19 protein-coding genes and 2 pseudogenes are annotated in these 18,323 nt (G+C 60.3%); 11 read left to right on the top strand and 10 right to left on the bottom strand.

The annotated features are described in order from the left end of the window. Window positions 1-411: 411 nt before the first annotated feature. The 5 genes from ACSQ36_RS18385 (at window position 412) to aqpZ (ending at window position 4,628) form a co-directional block, all read left to right on the top strand. Entirely contained in the window at window positions 412-816 is a 405-nt protein-coding gene (locus ACSQ36_RS18385; RefSeq protein WP_213768231.1) for a helix-turn-helix domain-containing protein, read from the top strand. 75 nt (window positions 817-891) lie between these two features. After that, window positions 892-1,509 carry a copper-binding protein gene (locus ACSQ36_RS18390; protein WP_436182919.1) on the top strand — a complete coding sequence of 206 codons (618 nt, stop codon included), beginning with the start codon at window positions 892-894 and terminating at the stop codon, window positions 1,507-1,509. Between the two features lie 77 nt (window positions 1,510-1,586). Next, on the top strand, window positions 1,587-3,005 hold the full coding sequence (locus ACSQ36_RS18395) for a DUF2252 domain-containing protein (RefSeq protein WP_436182920.1): 1,419 nt from the start codon (window positions 1,587-1,589) through the stop codon (window positions 3,003-3,005). Between the two features lie 45 nt (window positions 3,006-3,050). After that, window positions 3,051-3,458: an RT0821/Lpp0805 family surface protein gene (locus tag ACSQ36_RS18400; protein ID WP_436182921.1), complete on the top strand. Its 408-nt coding sequence runs from the start codon at window positions 3,051-3,053 to the stop codon at window positions 3,456-3,458. Between the two features lie 429 nt (window positions 3,459-3,887). Then, a complete protein-coding gene (gene aqpZ / locus ACSQ36_RS18405; RefSeq protein ID WP_436182922.1) occupies window positions 3,888-4,628 on the top strand; it encodes an aquaporin Z in 741 nt (246 codons plus the stop codon). A gap of 155 nt (window positions 4,629-4,783) precedes the next feature. Here aqpZ and ACSQ36_RS18410 read toward each other — a convergent pair whose 3' ends face one another. Further along, window positions 4,784-4,987, bottom strand: a complete 204-nt coding sequence (locus ACSQ36_RS18410; RefSeq protein WP_031362205.1) for a cold-shock protein — start codon at window positions 4,985-4,987, stop codon at window positions 4,784-4,786. A 661-nt stretch (window positions 4,988-5,648) separates the two neighbouring features. Here ACSQ36_RS18410 and ACSQ36_RS18415 point away from each other — a divergent pair. Beyond that, on the top strand, window positions 5,649-5,825 hold the full coding sequence (locus tag ACSQ36_RS18415) for a hypothetical protein (protein ID WP_436182923.1): 177 nt from the start codon (window positions 5,649-5,651) through the stop codon (window positions 5,823-5,825). 104 nt (window positions 5,826-5,929) lie between these two features. On the opposite strand, the gene ACSQ36_RS18420 is transcribed toward ACSQ36_RS18415, so the two are convergent. Then, entirely contained in the window at window positions 5,930-6,097 is a 168-nt protein-coding gene (locus ACSQ36_RS18420; protein WP_436182924.1) for a hypothetical protein, read from the bottom strand. 112 nt (window positions 6,098-6,209) lie between these two features. On the opposite strand from ACSQ36_RS18420, the pseudogene ACSQ36_RS18425 reads away from it, so the two are divergent. Next, window positions 6,210-6,587 (top strand): annotated as a pseudogene (locus ACSQ36_RS18425) (autotransporter domain-containing protein); the annotation flags it as partial. A 183-nt stretch (window positions 6,588-6,770) separates the two neighbouring features. On the opposite strand, the gene ACSQ36_RS18430 reads toward ACSQ36_RS18425, so the two are convergent. Further along, the gene (locus ACSQ36_RS18430; protein WP_213768225.1) at window positions 6,771-7,028 is read right to left on the bottom strand and encodes a DUF6440 family protein; all 258 of its coding nucleotides are present in this window, start codon (window positions 7,026-7,028) and stop codon (window positions 6,771-6,773) included. 158 nt (window positions 7,029-7,186) lie between these two features. Then, window positions 7,187-8,305 carry an aminotransferase class I/II-fold pyridoxal phosphate-dependent enzyme gene (locus ACSQ36_RS18435; RefSeq protein WP_436182925.1) on the bottom strand — a complete coding sequence of 373 codons (1,119 nt, stop codon included), beginning with the start codon at window positions 8,303-8,305 and terminating at the stop codon, window positions 7,187-7,189. Window positions 8,306-8,481: 176 nt separating this feature from the next. Here ACSQ36_RS18435 and ACSQ36_RS18440 point away from each other — a divergent pair, with 176 nt between their 5' ends. From ACSQ36_RS18440 to ACSQ36_RS18450, 3 genes are all read left to right on the top strand, one after another. Continuing rightward, on the top strand, window positions 8,482-9,375 hold the full coding sequence (locus tag ACSQ36_RS18440) for a LysR family transcriptional regulator ArgP (protein ID WP_213768223.1): 894 nt from the start codon (window positions 8,482-8,484) through the stop codon (window positions 9,373-9,375). 136 nt (window positions 9,376-9,511) lie between these two features. Beyond that, entirely contained in the window at window positions 9,512-11,221 is a 1,710-nt protein-coding gene (gene dhaK / locus ACSQ36_RS18445) for a dihydroxyacetone kinase subunit DhaK (RefSeq protein WP_436182926.1), read from the top strand. Between the two features lie 29 nt (window positions 11,222-11,250). Continuing rightward, window positions 11,251-12,042: an SDR family NAD(P)-dependent oxidoreductase gene (locus tag ACSQ36_RS18450; RefSeq protein WP_436182927.1), complete on the top strand. Its 792-nt coding sequence runs from the start codon at window positions 11,251-11,253 to the stop codon at window positions 12,040-12,042. A 15-nt stretch (window positions 12,043-12,057) separates the two neighbouring features. On the opposite strand, the gene ACSQ36_RS18455 is transcribed toward ACSQ36_RS18450, so the two are convergent. The 3 genes from ACSQ36_RS18455 to denD are packed head-to-tail and all read right to left on the bottom strand — an operon-like array spanning window position 12,058 to window position 15,328. Continuing rightward, entirely contained in the window at window positions 12,058-12,957 is a 900-nt protein-coding gene (locus ACSQ36_RS18455) for an NAD(P)-dependent oxidoreductase (RefSeq protein ID WP_436182928.1), read from the bottom strand. After that, a complete protein-coding gene (locus tag ACSQ36_RS18460) occupies window positions 12,954-14,321 on the bottom strand; it encodes an MFS transporter (protein ID WP_436182929.1) in 1,368 nt (455 codons plus the stop codon). Before ACSQ36_RS18460 ends, ACSQ36_RS18455 begins: the two co-directional genes overlap by 4 nt. After that, window positions 14,318-15,328 carry a D-erythronate dehydrogenase gene (gene denD / locus ACSQ36_RS18465; protein WP_436183217.1) on the bottom strand — a complete coding sequence of 337 codons (1,011 nt, stop codon included), beginning with the start codon at window positions 15,326-15,328 and terminating at the stop codon, window positions 14,318-14,320. The genes ACSQ36_RS18460 and denD overlap by 4 nt, the downstream gene beginning before the upstream one ends. A 197-nt stretch (window positions 15,329-15,525) precedes the next feature. Between denD and ACSQ36_RS18470 the strand changes: the two genes are divergently transcribed. Next, complete coding sequence (locus ACSQ36_RS18470) at window positions 15,526-16,269, top strand: Crp/Fnr family transcriptional regulator (RefSeq protein WP_436182930.1); 744 nt, start codon at window positions 15,526-15,528, stop codon at window positions 16,267-16,269. A gap of 400 nt (window positions 16,270-16,669) precedes the next feature. Here the strand turns inward: ACSQ36_RS18470 and ACSQ36_RS18475 are convergent, their stop codons facing one another. The 3 genes and pseudogenes from ACSQ36_RS18475 to ACSQ36_RS18485 all read right to left on the bottom strand — a co-directional run bounded on the left by ACSQ36_RS18475 (window position 16,670) and on the right by ACSQ36_RS18485 (window position 18,275). Further along, on the bottom strand, window positions 16,670-17,224 hold the full coding sequence (locus ACSQ36_RS18475; protein WP_436183218.1) for a carboxymuconolactone decarboxylase family protein: 555 nt from the start codon (window positions 17,222-17,224) through the stop codon (window positions 16,670-16,672). A gap of 81 nt (window positions 17,225-17,305) precedes the next feature. Further along, window positions 17,306-17,562, bottom strand: a pseudogene (locus ACSQ36_RS18480) (aspartate aminotransferase family protein); the annotation flags it as partial. A 56-nt stretch (window positions 17,563-17,618) separates the two neighbouring features. Next, window positions 17,619-18,275, bottom strand: coding sequence for a TetR family transcriptional regulator (locus ACSQ36_RS18485; protein WP_436182931.1), 657 nt, complete (start codon window positions 18,273-18,275; stop codon window positions 17,619-17,621). Window positions 18,276-18,323: the final 48 nt, after the last annotated feature.

Below are 18,323 nucleotides of genomic sequence, written 5' to 3' on the forward strand. Positions count from 1 at the left end.
ATTATTTTGTAACTGACAAAGTCCCAATCCAATCAGCCAGTATGTTTCAAAAAAACGTTAGCAAACGTTCGTGAATACCAGGTCGACTGCTCCGCGTCTTAGACAATAATCAAGTAAATTTCAAGTAATAAATTTTGCACAAAATCGGCCCCAAATCTAAAAAAAGCAGATATTGGTAATGAACTTAACCTCCGGGGCTTCCATTCCGACGGCTTGCGCAACAGTGCAATTAACTGAATTAAGCGTTATTCGCCTGACGGATCTTTCGCGGATATTCATATTCTTTTGGAAATCGAAACGGAACGTCAGAGCGTTTCAAAATGGAGATCGGGCCGCCCTGGCGAGCCGGAGTTAAAAACGAGCGGCGACGGACTGCCGTGCATTCCTGATGACACAAGGACGAGTGCACAGATGCTTTCTCAGCCCGAGAACCTTCCCAGCGTCGTACGCCGAATGACGGCGGGACAGATGCTGCTCGACGGAGCGTCGCTGGATGACGTTGCCGAGCAGCTTCATCTGTCCATGGCGACGGTGAAACGCTACAAGGCGCTGATTGACGCCGGTGGCCTGGACGCGTTGAAACAGTTGGGCGTGGGCGGACGTTCTTCCGTGCTGGATCAGCGAGCCCTTGAGTGGATATCCGCGGCGCTTCAGGGCTCGGCCAGGGATCATGGCTTCGACAGTGAGGCGTGGACCAATGCGCGGCTACGGGCACTGATTGAGTCGAGATACGGCGTCCGTTACTCCCGCGTGTACATCTGGCAGATAGCGACCAACCTTGGACTCGGGCACTTGCTGTCCAAGTCGCGTAGGTAACCCCAGGCTTCATCACCCGGCGTTTCGCCGGTCATCCGCATCCATCAACATCGCAACGAACGAGAGGATTCCCTAATGACTCACAAGACTCGCCAATACCCGTCGCATATTTTCAGCATCAACATCCTCAAGGCAGCAATGGTTGTTTCCGCCCTGCTTGCCGCGCCGGCGTTTTCGCAGAATGCAGCCTCGGCCGCTGGTCCGGGCGGAGTGGGCGCCGCCGCCACCGCGGAAGTTCAGGCGCGTGTAGTGGGCATCGATACCGCGTCGAATAGCGTCTCGTTGCAGGGGTCAGGCGGGAGAGTCGTCGATATTGCCGTGAATCCGGAAGTGGGCGATGTCAGCAAGTTGCAGATCGGCGATATCGTCCATATCAAGTATGAAAACGCCGTGCTGATCCGTGCCACCAAGGTCGCGTCGAACGGTATTCGCGAGCGGGTCGACGAAACCGCGACCATCCCCGCGTCCGGCGGATCGACTGCGACCGCACGTCGGGTGCAAGTGCTGGCAACAGTTCAGAAGGTCGATCATGCAAAACGAACCATTACGATTCGCGGCCCGAATAAAACAGAAACGCTGCAGGCGGGCCCCGACGTTTCGCTAAAGGGAATAAAGGCCGGTGACAGCGTCCACGCCGAATTTATTGAAGCGACTGCCGTGCTGGTGACACGCAACGGCGCTCCAATAAAGTAAGCGGTTGGCCGGAACCGGCCGCTCGTGCAGGGCCGTGTGTGTCCAATGCGTGACGTAAGCGACATAGGGGAGAGGAGATGGCGGCTGAAAACAAGACAGCGTCGCGTATGGCCGCGGGCAAAGCGTACCGCGAGCACATGGCCCGTTCCGCGCACGCCCGGATTGGAACGATCGACCGCGACCCGATCGAGCTGCTCGAGCAAAACAGCAAGGGACGCGTAGAACGGCTGGTCCCGCTCAGATACGGCCGGATGATGGCGTCGCCTTTTACGTTCTTCAGGGGCAGCGCGATCCTGCAGGCTAACGACCTTGGCAAGATATCGAATACGGGCCTGGTGATGCCCATCTGCGGCGATGCGCATCTGATGAACTTTGGCGGATTCGCGACACCGGAACGCCAGCTCGTGTTCGACCTGAACGATTTCGATGAAGTCGCGCTTGGGCCCTGGGAATGGGATATCAAACGGCTGGCCGCAAGCTTCATGGTGGCCGCGCGGCACATGCGCTTAAGCCGCCTGACAGGCGAGAGTCTGATCGAATCCCTGGTGACGCAGTATCAGACGCGCATGCAGGAATACGCACGATACAGCGCTCTGGAGCTTTGGTACGAGCGCATTACTTTCGACCGGATGCTCGAAACCGCCGTGACGCCGGAGCGCAGGCGCGCGTTGCGTAAAGGCATGGAAAAGGCCGCTAGCCGAACGCACGACAGCATGCTTGAGAAGGTGGCGGAATTTAATGACGAGACCGACGCCTGGACTCTTCGCGACATGCCGCCGGGCATGTTCCACGTACACGGCGCCAACACGCTGTTCGAAGCCGATGATGACTGGATCAAGCTGGGGAACTGGCAGGCGTTGATCAAGGGCATGTTTGCGCAGTATGTGAAAACGCTTAGCCACGACCGCCGCGCGCTTCTTAAACATTTCACTGCGCAGGACCTGGCGTTCAAGGTAGTGGGCGTTGGCAGCGTCGGGACTCGCTGCCTGGTTCTGTTGATGATGGATGAACTCGGAAAGCCGATGTTCCTGCAGATCAAGGAGGCACGGCCCTCCGTGATCGAACAGCATTTCGATGCCGAACGGCTCGACCATGCTGGCGAGCGTGTGGTGCGCGGCCAGCGGGTAATGCAGGCCGCCAGCGACATCTTCCTTGGCTGGGCGACCGGACCATCGGGACGCCATTTCTATTTCCGGCAACTGCGGGACATGAAGCTGTCGGCGAACATCGAATTATTCGATATCGACGTGCTGGAAGGTTACGCCCGGTTGTGCGGCTGGATACTCGCGCGAGCTCATGCAAAAGCGAGCGGCAAGGCTATCGAGATCAGCGCTTATCTGGGCCAGGGCACTCAATTCACCGAAGCGCTGGTCGCCTATTCAAAGAACTATGCGGATCAGGTTGAACGCGATTTCGATCTGTTCACACACGCCGTCCGAACCGGCCGGATAGTCGCCCGGACAGACGATGATATGGCCGCGGACTTCCATGTTTGAACGCCCCGGGAAGCTCGGCGGCAGCCCGTACTTTAAGGAAGCTTTATGCACATCCGATCATCGTCTTACGGCCGTATCGGCTGGCGTCAGTTAGCGGTTTGCAGCGTATTCCTGGGCTATGCCGCGGGCTCCTACGCGGCCAACCTCGGCTTCCTGATGGACTCGCCGATCAGTTATATGAAACAGCGCGATCTGCAGCAACTCAACCGCGCCGCGCGAACGGCCCTGGACTCGAAGCAGGACGGTGAAGCGCTTGACTGGAACAACAACGGCACCGGAAATCCGGTTCACGTGGAGGGCACCATCACGCCGCTCAATACGCGAAAGGACGGCGACCGGAGTTGCCGGACGGTTGCCATCGTCGCGAAGGCGAAAGGCCAGACGCAAAGCTGGGCGCCGACTGCCTGCAAGGACGCCGGCCCGGATAGCAAATGGCAACTGCTTAAACAATAGGAAGCGTGATGCGCCAAGATCCCTGGGCGCTTGGGCCGGCTGAAAATTCACGCGTGGCGGGACGCTGATACTCAAACCCATTCCGCAACTGTGATGACATCGATTTTTAAAAACTTTGTCCTACACTGAATTCGTGTCCGAACGACCTCACCCGCGCGATTGAAGTGCGATTGAATCACGCAAAAAGCGATGTTGTAGATGCACTGCACCACGTATTTCCACAGGCAAGCCGTCTGCATCTACCGCTGCACATGCGTGCCCAGCGCGCGGGAAAGTCTTGCGGCAAGGGCCGGCCAGACACATAACTCGAAGCAGAAACGCAAACAGGATCGACTATAAAAAAGCGGAGCTTTTCGTAAAGCGCAATTATCAGTTAGCGCGGTCTGACCACTTCGTATTGAAACCGTTACCAATCTTGGATGGCACATCATGCGATTACAACAACGTCTTGCTGCGGAAATGTTTGGCACGTTTTGGCTAGTACTTGGCGGTTGTGGCAGCGCAGTTCTCGCGGCCAAATTTCCCGGTACCGGAATTGGATTTGCAGGCGTCGCGCTCGCGTTCGGATTGACCGTCCTGACCATGGCCTACGCACTTGGACATATATCGGGTTGCCATTTGAATCCGGCCGTCAGCGTGGGCCTCACCGTTGCAGGCCGCTTTCCTGCCCGCGACCTGGCGCCTTATATTGTTGCGCAAGTTGTTGGCGCGACCATCGGGGCATTCGTGCTGTATCTGATTGCGTCCGGCGTGCCCGGATTCGACGCGGCTGCCAGCGGATTTGCATCGAATGGATACGGCGCGCGTTCACCCGGCGGTTATTCGATGACAGCCGCCCTGATCTGCGAAATCGTGATGACGTTTTTCTTCCTGATGGTCATTCTCGGTACCACCGACGGACGCGCCATCTCCGGTTTCGCGCCGCTGGCCATCGGGCTTTGCCTGACACTGATTCACCTGATATCCATTCCCGTAACGAATACCTCGGTCAATCCCGCACGCTCGACCGGACCCGCGCTGTTCGCCGGTGGCGCTGCGCTGGGACAACTCTGGCTTTTCTGGGTCGCGCCCATCATTGGCGCATGCATTGCGGGCGCCCTATATCCGCGGCTCTTTCCCGAGAAGGTCACGGCGGTTGCCCCGGCACCCCTGGCTATCGACGCACCCTGATACGGGGCTGATGGGGTGGGATGGGACCTGCTGCGACGCGATCCCCGGACAACGGGCGCTCATGGCGTCTGCGGCTTGTCCTCGTACCGTGCAAAAACGAATGGCCCGCCTAAGCGGGCCATTCGGTTCATGCAATCAAGCCGGGCTGTAACGAATTACAGCGGCTGGATGTTCGACGCTTGCAGACCCTTCGGGCCTTGCTTCGCTTCGTAGCTTACTTTCTGGTTTTCCTGCAGTGTCTTGAAGCCTTCCGAGCGGATCTCAGAGAAATGCGCAAAGAGGTCATCGCCACCGCCGTCCGGCGTGATGAAGCCAAAACCCTTCGCATCATTAAACCACTTCACAATACCTGTTGCCATTTGCTGATTTTCCTAGAAGAGACGTAATTCCGTTTGGTAGCGCCACCGGCCGTCAATCGGCCAAGCGTTGCAGACTCCTTTTACCACGCGAAAATGTCAGTCTGCAATTGGATTCTGCCCGATGTTTCCAAAACAAAGCTCCAAAAACCGTCACGTGCGCAGTCCGGAGATGCTTGGCGCCCACAATCCGGAAGGTCAGATAATAAATAAAACATTTGATAAGACAAAGGAAAAAATCTATTTTTAGCGGTCATCGAAGGTCCTGAGAGCGCCAGTCAACGAAAAAAATGCCGGGTATCGGCGTTTGCAGAGGCGGTTTTGTGTCGGAGGCGCTGTCAGGAACCGCTAATGCAGCATGCAGTTCGACTGGACCGCGGATTGGAACGGGTGTCGTTTGTACCGGCGCCGGCGTTCTTCCGGTTGCCCCCTTGGCCCTGAAAGATGGCGCGGGCGCGTTCGCCCGGGGCCGTCAGCGGTAGTAATTACTTCGACGGAGTGAAGATTGGCGCCGGGACACTCGCGGTCGGTGATATATCGCATTCAAGCGCGGCGCTCGGTTGTGACCCGTTTCGGTAGCCATCGGGGTAAACCTTGGTGGGGAAGCGTAGTCGCAATGCCAGCGGCTCCAGAACGCTGCTGATCACGAGCATTGGCGGTACGGGTGCTGCGACCGGTCGCCGACGGCATACAGGTGGTTCAAGCCGCCAATGGCGCCATTTCTGCCGTCGGCGCGATTTCGCTCCCCGCATCCGTCAAGGCGGGCGCGTATTCGTACTACCGGGCGAAGGGCGGCGTGACGGCCCGGACCAGCGAGCGCGGTATTTGCGCAATTTCGTAGCCTGGCACCCTGGGTTGCGCCGACGCAACCCAGCGCTCCGTCACGTCGATCCCACGGACGCCCGGTACACCTGCTGGAACGTCGCCCGGGCCCCCAAGGTCGCTTCATCCGGCTCGCCGCCCGACAATACTGTCGACCAGCGACCCGATTGCTGCCGCGGGCACTCCGCCCTTGTCTACCCCGCCCCCACCCGGTTCCGCGCCCGATCCCTTGTATCGCCCGGAAGTGGCGCTGTACGCCGCCATTCCGATGGTCGCCAGGCAAATCAGCATTCAGCAAATCGATAACCTCCGCGACCGGCAAGGTGACCAGTCATAGCTCACCGAAACCGGCACGCTGCCGGCCGCGTCGGGACGCGTCTGGGACGGACATTCGGAAAGCAGCCTGGACGGCGCGGCGAACCCGGAGTTCGACGGCTCGATTTTCGGCGCGCAAGTCGGCCATGACCTCTACTCGGACGTGACGGCGTCAGGTCATCGGAACCACTACGGTTTGTTCGTCGGTTTCGCCCGGGCAGCCGGCGATGTCGACGGCTTTGCGCCAGGTTTTCCCAATGTCGGTGTCGGCCACCTGGCGGTGAACGCCTATAGCCTCGGCGGATGCTGGGCGCATGTCGGTCGGGCCGGTATGTGGATGCGGTGCTTGATGGGATCGTCGGTCACGGTGGAGCCGTTATCGAGTCAGGCAACCGACGCGGGAACACACGGCACGGCGGTGACGGGCTCCGTCGAAGGCGGCTTCCCCATCACGCTGGGCGGGGCCTTTGTCATTGAACCGGAAGCGCAAGTCATCGGGCAACACTTGTCCCTCAATGACTTCAACCACGGCGTGTCACGCTTTTCTGCTCGGCGTCCGCGCTTGGCGACTTGCCTCGCTCGGGCTCATTTGCCATTTTCCATTTCCCGGCCGCGCGGTCGATCAAGACCTCGCAACGCTGCGCGTTGGCTATTGCTGCCCGAGTTTCGGCGCGTTGCAGTCGGGCGTGCCGTTACTCTTCAGAAGCGGCGTGATGCCCTGGCCTTCTGCAATCAGATAACGGCAGCCTGTTTCATGATCCGTTTCCATTTGGACGTTGATGTCCTCGGTGGTATCGCGAGTGAACCGCGGTGACGAGTAGGCACTCGAGGCCTGCTTCGGTTCAGCGTTCTGAGCATGTGCGCTGTATCCAACCAACGCTGCAAGCGATACAAGTAGCCACTTCATATTTTGCACTCCGTGATTTGCACGTCCGTGAGTCTTAGCGATATAGCACCTTAGTGTACGAGTGAATCGGCAAACGTAAAGCGCCAGTGCTCGTCGGCACCGGCCCCGGAAGGGGAGAAGTCGACAAACCTGAGTCGGTCAGCTCTTTCCCGGCGGTCCTACTTCGTACCGCGCTCACGCAAATAGTTCTCGAATATTTTCAGGACCTCCGGCAAGTTTCTCCGTCCGAGGCCAATACGGAAATGCTCGTCGCCATGATCGAGCAGCGTGCTGGGAAGCAGAAGTACGCCTGTATATTCCAGGACTTCAGCACAGAAGCGCTCGGCTCCCCCGCGCCTCAGTCTAGGGAACGCGACCGTCCCTGCTGACGGCCGACGCCACTCCAGGATCTCTTGATGACGTTCGAAGAACGGATCGAGGATGGCCAGGTTATTCCTGACAATCGACGTATTGCGTTCGATCAACGCGCCCGTGTTACGCACCGCAATGGCCGCGAGATACTCGCTGGGCGCGCTATTGCAGATGGTCAGGTAGTCCTTGAACGCGCTCATGGCCGCGAGCACATCGCGATCCCGGGTGGCGACCCAGCCAACGCGCAGCCCCGCCAAACCATGCGACTTCGATAAAGCCCCAAGCGATATCGCTTTCTCATAGAGATCGCAGGCCGCCGGCAAACGAGCTGCGGGATCATGCTCCAGCCCTCGATAAACCTCGTCGCTGAATAGCCAGAGACCACGTCGCCGGCAGAACTCGACAATAGCTTCAAACCGCTCGCGCTCAGGCAGATAACCGGTCGGATTATGCGGAGCGCAGATCAGCAACGCTTTCGTTTCCGGCCTGACGAGCTTCTCCAACTCATCGGGATCCAGGGCCCAATTCTCCGATTCGCATGCAAGCCACGGCGACACTGAAACACCCGCCGCTTCAGCAATCGAGTAGTGCGACTGATAACCAGGCATGTGGACGATCATATGGTCGCCCGCCTTGAGCATCGAATGGACGAACGAGAAAATCGCTTCCTGAGCGCCCGTGTGCACGATCAGGTTATCGATATCGATTGATTCGTACAACGTTGCAAGTTCTCGCCGAAGTTCAGGCGCACCCGGATATTCGGTGTAGCCCAGACGCAGGCTGCCAAGGCCTTCCATGGAACCGGGTTCGAACGCAAGCAGGTCAGCGATCGACATGGATTCCGGATCGGAGCTGCACAGCAGATAGCGGGCGGTGAATTCGTGAACGGCGAAATAACGCTCGAGTTGAAACGGCAATGGAGTCATGGTTTTTCCGGGAGAAGGGTGCTGTTTTGCAGCGGGTAGCGAGGCGCGGAGGCGCGGCAGCCGGAGCCTTGGCCCGGTTCAAGAGGCCGGTGGACGGGCACTACCAACAGGCGTAGTCTGCCTTTCGTCGATGCTTAAAAGAAGCTAACTTTCCTAATGCGAGTTAAATTTTACTAATGTTGGATTACGCCTTGCTCGATGCACTCGGAGCGGTCGTGCGCCTCGGCTCGTTCGATCGCGCCGCGCGGGAACTGAACGTAACGCCATCGGCCGTCTCACAGCGAGTGAAACTGCTGGAGGAAAGAGTCGGAAGCGTGCTGGTGAAGCGCGGCCAGCCGTGTATTGCTACGCCTCCGGGCGCGCTGCTTTGTCGTCATATAGAACGCGTGCAGCGACTCGAAACAGAACTCGGCGGGCAGATGCCAACCTTGCCGGGCATGATCGCTGGAAAGTGGCCAACGTTTCGCATGGCGGTCAACGACGACAGCGTGGGCACCTGGTTCATCGATGCCATCTCCGGCTTCTGCGCCGAACGGGAAATGCTGCTGGATCTGGTTATCGAAGATCAGGAATACACGGCGCAACAACTCCGCGACGGCAGCGTGCAAGGCGCGGTCACCACGCAAGCCGAGCCGGTGCAGGGATGCCGCTCGACCAAGCTCGGGCGCATGCGCTACCTGCCCGTTTGCTCACCGGCGTACTTTGACCGGCACTTCAGCGCAGGGGTCACGCGGGATGCGCTGCGTCACGCGCCGCGCGTCGACTTCAGTCCGAAGGATCAGATGCAAAAGCGCTTCATGCGGCGGATCACGCGGGCGGATCTCGATCCGCCGCGCCATCTGATTCCACACGTTGCGGGCTATCTGCGGGCGTGCCTGTCCGGCATGGCGTGGGGCATGTGTCCCACGCAGATGATCGGGCCGGCACTCGCGTCGGGCGAGCTGGTTGAAATGGTGCCGGGCGCGCATATCGATGTCGATCTGTATTGGCAGAGCTGGCGGCTGTCCATCGGCTGGCTTGATGACTTCAGGGCCATGCTTCAGCAACGCGCGGCCGAGTTTCTCGACTGACATGCGTGACTGACAAGCGCGATGTAAGAGCGATTGAAGAACGCAAAAGCGCGATGCAGTCGGGCCATCTATCATGTCTCCCAACCGCACAGGGCTCGTACCGAAGAGCCAGCGGCTTCAAAGAAGGATGGCTGACATGAAAAAGCTCATCAACGACGTCTCCGAAGTCGTGCCCGACATGCTCGACGGACTCGCTGCGCTCAACCCGGGCTTGTCGTTGCTGCAGGGCAGCACGATCATCGTGCGCGCCGATGCCGAGGCGGCAGCAGCACGCGGCGAAGTGGCCCTGATCTCCGGCGGCGGCTCGGGGCACGAACCTGCTCACGGCGGTTACGTGGGTCCTGGAATGCTCAGCGCGGCGGTCGCCGGCGAGGTCTTCACGTCGCCCTCGACCGATGCCGTCCTCGATGCCATCCGGGCTGTAGCCGGTCCCGCAGGCGTGCTTCTCATCGTCAAGAACTACACGGGCGACCGGTTCAATTTCGGCCTTGCCGCGGAGATCGCGCGGGCTGAGGGCATTGCGGTGGACATGGTGATCGTCGCCGACGATGTCGCTCTTTCCGCACACGGCGAGCACGCCGGCCGGCGCGGTCTCGCCGGGACCGTGTTCGTGCACAAGATTGCGGGCGCCGCTGCCACCGAGGGCCGGCCGCTCAGCGAAGTAGCGCAGATTGCGCGCGACACGGCGGCATCGCTTGGCACCATGGGCGTGGCTCTTACGCCGTGCACGGTGCCAGCCGCTGGCAAGCCGGGTTTCCAGCTCGCCGACGATGAAATCGAATGGGGTCTCGGCATTCACGGCGAGCCCGGCATGGAGCGCGGCGCGCTCGAACCGGCCGCGCAGATTGTCGGGCGCCTGCTCGCGAAGATCATCGGCGATCTTGCATTGAAGCCCGGTGACCGCGTCGCGTTGCTCGTGAACAATCTGGGCGGCACGCCGTCGAGCGAACTGAGCATTGTTGCGGGATCGGCGCTGCGCACCCTTCGCGAACATCGGGTTCAGGTCGAGCGGGCATGGTCCGGCACGTTCCTGAGCGCGCTCGATATGGCCGGCATTTCCCTCACGTTATTGCGCGTGGACGATCAACGGCTCGCATGGCTCGACGCGGCTGCGCAGACCACAGCATGGCCCGCGTTGAGCGGCCGCGTCGCGCAGGCATCGAGTAAGCCGGCACCTGTCGCGCCAGTCATCGCTAGCGGCGCCCGACTCTCGCGTGACTCGTCGTTGCGACGGGTTATCGAAGCGGTATGCGCGTGCGTTCTCGAAGCCGAACCGGTCCTGACCGAGATGGATCAGCGCGTGGGCGACGGCGATCTCGGCATCAGCCTGTCACGGGCGGCCCGGAGCATCCTTCACGAGATCGATACCTATCCATCAGAGCACACACCGGGGGCCGTGCTGCGGACCATGTCCGCCACAATCCGGCGCGTGGTGGGCGGCACATCGGGGCCGCTCTACGCGGTTATGCTGTTGCGCGCGGCAGCGGCTATCGAACAGTCTGGCGAGTCTGCTGCCAAGGATTGGTCAGCGGCGTTCACTGCGGCCGTCGATGGCGTGACGGCGCTGGGTGGCGCGCATCCCGGCGATCGAACCATGGTCGATGCGCTGCATCCGGCGGCCGTCGCACTGCAAAGCGCCCTCGCGACATCGGGCGGTATCGATACGGACGAAGCATTGAAAGCAGTCGTCGATGCAGCGACATCAGGCGCTGCGCAAACGGCGTCAATGACCCCGCGGCTCGGACGTTCCAGTTACGTGGGCGATCGTGCGCTGGGTTTTGCCGATCCCGGCGCACACGCGGTCGGATTGTGGCTTGCCGCGATCCGCGGCGCACTGAACACTTAAGCTTAAGCACCTAAAAGGAGACGATAAAAATGGATCTGAATCTGCGCGGCAAGGTTGTCGTATTGACGGGCGCGAGCGTAGGCATCGGGCTCGCTGTCGCGGAGGCCTTCGCGGCGGAAGGCGCGAATTTGCTGCTCGCGGCGCGGCAGGAAGAACGGCTAACGGAGGCTGCTGCGCGCATCGCGCGGGAGTTTGGCGTATCGGCGGTGCCGGTCGCTTGCGACGTCGCCACCACCGCAGGCGTCGACAAGATCGTTGCTGCTGCGAGCACGAATTTCGGCGGCGCCGATATCCTCTTCAACAACGCCGGCACGGGTAGCAACGAGACCATCATGGATGCGCCCGACGAGAAATGGCAGTCCTATTGGGACCTTCATGTCATGGCGGCCGTGCGCCTCGCGCGCGGTCTCGTGCCGTTGATGAAAGCGCGTGGCGGTGGCGCGATCCTGAACAACGCGTCGATCTGCGCGACGCAGCCGCTCGGCTACGAGCCTATCTATAACGTGACGAAAGCCGCGTTGATGATGCTGTCGAAGAATCTGGCGAACGAGCTGATCAAGGACAATATTCGCGTCAACACGATCAATCCGGGGCTTGTGCTGACACCCGACTGGATCAAGACGGCCAAGGAACTGACGCGCGATTCGGGCGGCGACTGGGAAGCGCATTTGCAACACGTCGCCGACGAACACGCGCCCATTCGCCGTTTCGCTACACCCGACGAGCTGGCGAGCTTTATCGTTTTCCTATGCTCGGAGCGTGCGAGCTATAGCGTGGGATCGACTTATTTCGTCGATGGCGGGATGCTGAAGACGGTCTGAAACTCGCCCATGCGCTCAACTGTCTTTACGACTTACCGGCAAGTTGTTCTCCCGCCGGATCTCGCGAATGAGCGCGCTATGGTCGAGGTCGCCGTCGCCGTGATCGACCATTGAAGCGAACAGCGCATCCACAACATGCGCCACCGGCAACTCCAGCCCGAGGGACCGCGCCCGCGCCAACGCGGTACGCGTGTCCTTCAACTGATACTTCGCGGCGCCACCGGGCGCGAACGTTTCGTCGATCATGCGTTGGCCGTGCTTGCGCAGGATCGGCGAATCGGCAAAGCCACCGGCAAGCGCCTCGATAACCTTTGCCGGGTCCGCGCCGCCACGCTCCGCGAACAACAACGCTTCGGCCACGGCAGCAATCGTGTTTGCCACGATCAACTGATTCGCAAGCTTCGTCTGCTGCCCTGTTCCGGCGGGGCCAACGCGCACCGGGCGACCCATCGCACCCATCAATTCGCGCGCCGCCTCGAAGGTATCCAGCTCGCCGCCGGCCATGATCGCAAGCGTTGCATCGATCGCTCCTTGCTGGCCGCCTGACACCGGCGCGTCGAGATAACGAAAACCCCGCTCGGCGCTCGTTCGCGACTGTTCGACGGCGGTCTCCACGGGAATCGAACTCATCACGATCACCGTCGCGCCGGCGCTGAGCGCAGCCAGGACAGTCTTGTCGTGGAATACCACGGCGTCGCAGGTCGGACCATCGCTCAGCATGCAGATCAGCACGTTCGCGCCTTGAGCGGCGTCTGCTGGCGTGTCGCAAACCACGGCTCCTTTTTCAGCGAGCGCGGAAGCCTTCTCCTTCGAGCGATTCCAGGCTCGCACGCCATACCCGGCCGCCAGCAGGTTGCGCGCCATCGGCTCGCCCATCAGGCCGGTCCCCAGAAATGCAATCACCTCGTCCTTCATGCGTCACCTCGCTGTTCGGTAGTCACTATCGGCATGGTCGCCGATCCGGGACGGCGCGGCAACAACAGCGCGCCCACCCCGCCCGCGCCGACCAACGCGGCGATCAGCAGGAAGCCCGGCGTATAGCTGCCGGTCGCCGTCTTGATCAGTCCAATGAGGTACGGACCCGCAAAACCGCTCAGGTTGCCGACTGAATTGATCAGTCCAATACCCGCTGCCGCGCCCACGCCCGTGAGTACCTGACCCGGGATAGCCCAGAACGTGATCACCGCGCTATAGACCCCGATTGCGAGCAGAATGAATCCCACGATAGTCGCCAGCGGATGGTCCACAACGAGCGCAATCGCGATGGATACCGCGGCCAGAAGTGCAGCGCTGGCCACGTGAACATAGCGCTCCTGCTTGCGGTCCGAGCGCCTGCTCCGATAGAACATGGCAACGCCGGCAAGCGCGTACGGGATCGCTGTAATCAGGCCGTTTTGCAGCAGTCCGAGCTTGATCCCAAACGATTCCTGAAACGACTGGAGCACGCTGGGGAAGAAGAAGTTCATCGCGTTCGAGCCGGACGTGATGCCGAAGTAAGTCAATGCCATCGCCCAGACAACGCGGTTCTTCAGCACCGTCCGGATCTGCGCGCCGTGGCTCATGCCTTTGCCCACGGCAAGCGGTTTCGCGGCTTCCTCGGCCGCGAGCGTACGCATGAGCCAATTGCGTTGTTCGTCGGTGAGCCAGCGCGCTTCCGACGGCCTATCGCTCAGATAAAACCAGCAGACCACCCCCAGCAAGATTGCCGGCAGACCTTCGAGCACATACATCAACCGCCAACCCGTCACGCCGATATGTTCGCCAAGCTCGATCAGGCTGACGCTCAGCGGCGCGCCGATCACCTGGGAGATCGGCACGCCGAGATAGAAACCCGCGATCACCTGCGCGCGGTACCGCGCGGGAAACCACAACGAGAGCAGATAGATGACGCCCGGAAAGAACCCCGCTTCAGCGACCCCGAGGAGCGCCCGCAGCACGACGAAATGCACGGGCGTTTGCAGCATTCCCATCACGCTCGCCACGATGCCCCACGTCACCATGATCCGCGCGATCCAGAGGCGTGCGCCGTATCGATGCATGAAAATGTTGCTCGGCACTTCGAAAATAAAATAGCCGAGAAAGAAGATGCCCGCGCCGAAACCATACAAAGTCTGACTGATGCCAATGTCCTGGTTCATTCGCAACGCGGCGAAACCTACGTTGGTTCGATCGAGAAAAGCGATGATAAAAAGCAGCGCCAGAAACGGGATCAACCTGCGCGTCACGCGGCTGATCGTCTGCTTTTCCAGATCCGAAACTGGCGTGGATAGTGTGCTCATGCGCTTACTCCTCGCGGGTCAACCGTACGCGCGACGGGGACAGCTTCGTCCTCGATATGCGCTTTTACGATGGCATCGAAGTCCGGATCGGCATGAAAACCCAGCGCGCTCGCACGCGCAGCTTCGACATGTGTCGGCCAGCTTTCCACAATGCGCTGCACCTGAGCATCCGGCACCCAATCGATCAACCCGGTCGCCGCCACACCGCCCGCGCGGGCAAGCGATTCCACCATCCCGGCAACGCTGACCGCCAGCCCCGGTAATGGCAGCGTGCGCTCGGCGCCGATGGTGGCATCGGCGAGATGCATCGCGCGCAGCATGGCGTCGAGTGCGCGACGCGGCGACGAGATATACACAACCGTGTCGGGCTTCACCGGACACACCGCCCGCTGACCGTTGAGCGGCTCGCGGATGATCGAACTGACGAAGGTCGACGCGGCCTTGTTGGGTTTGCCCGGACGAACCGTGATGGTTGGCAGGCGCAGCGTGCGGCCATCGATAAAACCCCGGCGGCTGTAGTCAGCCACCAGCAATTCGCCGACCGCCTTCTGCATGCCATACGACGATTTAGGCGTGGGCGCGGTTGCATCGGTGACGACGGGCGGCAGTTCTCCGCCGAACACCGCGAAGCCGCTTGCATAGACCAGACGCGTGCGCGTGTTGCGCTCGCGCAATGCTTCGAGCAGGTTCAGCAGGCCGTACAAATTCACCTGCATGCCGAGATCGAAATCGGCCTCGGCCGCCGAACTGACGACCGCGGCGAGATGCCAGACGAGATCGACATCGCGCGTGATCTCCGCGACGGTCTCGCGGTCGTCGATATCGCCAATGCGGACTTCAATGCGGGCATCGCTGGGTACGTCTTCGCCGGGGAAGGCGTCGAAGAGAATGATCTTGCCGATCTCGCGGGGCGCTTCGCCCTCCAACTGGAACGTGCCTGCATCGAGCAAGTGACGCGCAATCCGCTTGCCGATAAAACCAGTTCCGCCGGTGATCAGGATACGCAGGGGTAAATGTGATGGCACAGGAACGTCCTCCATTGGATGAGCCGCCCGGCGTACACCCGGCCCGCTCTGTCTCTTCTAAACTTTTTTGGGCTGCCGAGCCGGTTTCTCCCGGTGCCGTTAAGCTGTCGTCAGACGCGAAGCATCGCGTCGTGTGAACATGTTTATAACCGCACTTCGTCGAATAAAGTGTCGCCTACATGACAGTCTCCCAATTCCCTGAGAACGGCGGCGAGCGTCCGTGGACCAACGCGGATACGCTTGCCCGACTGCGCTCATGCGTCCGCAAGGACCCGGTGCTCGCGGCGTTGCCTCTGGAGGAGATCGACTGGATAGTCGAGCGCGGGTCGGTTCGCCAACTCGACGCCGGCGACGCGATTCACAGCAAACACGCGCCGTCCGATTCGCTCTATCGCGTGCTGTCTGGGGCGGTGCGGATCAGCTCGGTGTCGGCGGAAGGTCGCGAGGCAATCTTCAATTACTACGGGCGGGATGAATGGTTCGGGCAGATTGGATTGATCGATGGCGGTCCGCGCACGCATGACATTCGCGCTTGCGGACCGTGCGTGTTGCTGACGCTCGCAAGACGCGATGTGGAGGCGCTGCTGGGGCGGCGTCCGGCTTTATATCGAGAATTTGCGCTGCTGTTGTGCGCGGTGATTCGATATTCGTTCGCGCTGGTCGAGGATCACGCGTTGCTGAGTTTGTCGGCGCGGCTCGCGAAGCATCTTGTGACGCTGGTCGATGCGTATGGGGCAGATCATCCGGCGGGACGGATGATCGACCTGCATTTGCCGCAGGAAGACTTGAGCATGCTGCTGGGCAGTAGCCGGCAGACGATGAATCGCAAGCTCGCCGAGTGGTCTCGGCTGGGGTGGATCAAGGTGCAGTACAGCCAGATCGTGGTGGTGAACCGCGAAGCCCTCGTGCAGCTTTATGAGTGAGCCGATGTTGGTGGCGCACCGTTGCTTGCTGCACGCAAAGCTCTGGATAACTCCGGCATAACTCAGTGAAGAGCTGTGGGTGGAATCTTGATAACTCGAGTACCGAGCATCAAACGCCAGAAGTTATCCTTCGGCCACCGTCGCACTCCCCACTTGGTACGCGAGTTACCTTTTCGCTAGAGCGTTGATCCGAAGGGAGATTGATCGCTTATCCACAGAAACGGTCGATGCTTGTTAACTATTACTATGTATACATATCAATCCATTAAAAACCATAAGGCATGGACGCGCATCGCGGGTTGATGCTGCCTTTTTTGTGAGCGCTGGGTCCGAATGTGACGACTCGTAGCACGTAAAAAAAGCCACCTTCGAAGTAAGGTGGCTTTTTAATCAGGGTTCGTTATTCCGGGAACGGTAGTGTAGTCTGCCCTTCGGCGCGCATGCCGAACGTGTTCAGGGTCATCGCGACCAACACGTAGTAACCGAGCAATCCGACCAGATTGATGACGACCACATGCTCGAAGCGTGCGACGGCTGCGGCGAACGTTTTATCGGATACTCGACGGGTCTCGTATAGCTCCGTGGCAAATTCATAGATGAGCGCGTCGTCGGCGTCATCGAACGATGGCCGCTCGCCTCCGTGGATAGCGTCGGCTACCGCCTTCGGAACGCCTGCATCTAACGCGATGGGATAGTGAATGAACCACTCCCCTTGCGATTGCCATCGCGCGGCGGTGACGAGAATTGCCAGCTCAGACAAGCGCAGTGACAAGCCCGTCTTGTATCGACAAAACGCGCCAAGCCGCTGAGCGTGGTCAGCCAGTTCCGGGCTGTGAATCCATCCGAGGAACGGGCCGTTCAAGTTGCCGCGTGGACCGTTCAGGATGCTTTGAAGAACTGTTTTTTGTTCGTCGGTGGCGTTGGCGATATCGAAATTCGGAAGGCGATGGGTCATGGGTTGTCCAAGAGTTTGATTGTGACTTAGCGAGCGCCCGGTGCGCCGATTGCGGTTGATGCGCTGTCTATGGCGTCGGGTGTCGATTTGTCCGGCCGTCGCGATGAACGGTGGCGTCAGAAGAACGTGGTCTTCTGACGCGCCGTCACTGTACCGTGCATCGGATAGACCATCAGGCCGCGCTTTATCGCTTCGCTTTTTACCACTGCGCGTAACTTCTCGTCCGCGACGACCCGCTGGACCTAGAGCGCCGCCGCGCAAGCTATAGAGTGGCGAATGTAAGTATGCCCATGCTGGAAGAAACCAGAGCCGTTGACAATGGCGTGTAGATCTCGTCGCTGACCGGCGCTGAGCACGTCCGCCAACGGAGCCACCGGCCAAGTCCCGCACCAAATCATTCAAGCGAATGCACATCGCCGCACCTTCGCCGCAACGAAGGCGAATCCGCCAGCATGCCGATGCACACATCCGCCAGATATTCAGCATCGCGCGGCAATACGATCGAATCCTGCTCCAGCAGCCAGTCTCGCAAGACCCCGCCGAGAAACGCATGCACGACGCTTGACGCGCGGGCCGTATCCAGGTCGAACGGCAACTGCCCTCGTGTGATGGCGTTACGCAAAGCAAGCTCAAGCTGCTTTCTTCCATCTCGGGCGGCGTTGCGCTGTCGATCAAACACAAGATCCATGTCGCGTGTGTGCTCACACTTCGTGAACAGCACTTCGAACACACGGCGGCTGTGTGGCTCAACTACGGCCTTGCCGAGGCAGAACACCAGCAGTTGCCGTATCCTGCCTAGCGGATCGGGTTCGCCGGCATCAACCGATGCTGCGACCAGCATTTCCATTGGCAGCATGACCCGGTTCGTCATGGCGACGAATAACGCGCCCTTGTTGCGAAAGTGTCCGTAAATCGCGCCGCGCGTGAACCCAGCCCGCACCGCGACCTCCTCCAGCGTCGTATGGGCGACGCCATGCTCGGCGAAGACCCTCTCGGCGGCGTCGAGAATCTGGTTGCGCGTCTCCAGCGCCTGTTGCCGTGTGTTTTTCATCGGTTGCTGCGCCGGTGCATGGCTGACCGAAGCGCGTCGCATCTGGCG

The organism is Caballeronia sp. LjRoot34 (assembly GCF_964253815.1).
In the GTDB taxonomy this organism is placed as follows: domain Bacteria; phylum Pseudomonadota; class Gammaproteobacteria; order Burkholderiales; family Burkholderiaceae; genus Caballeronia.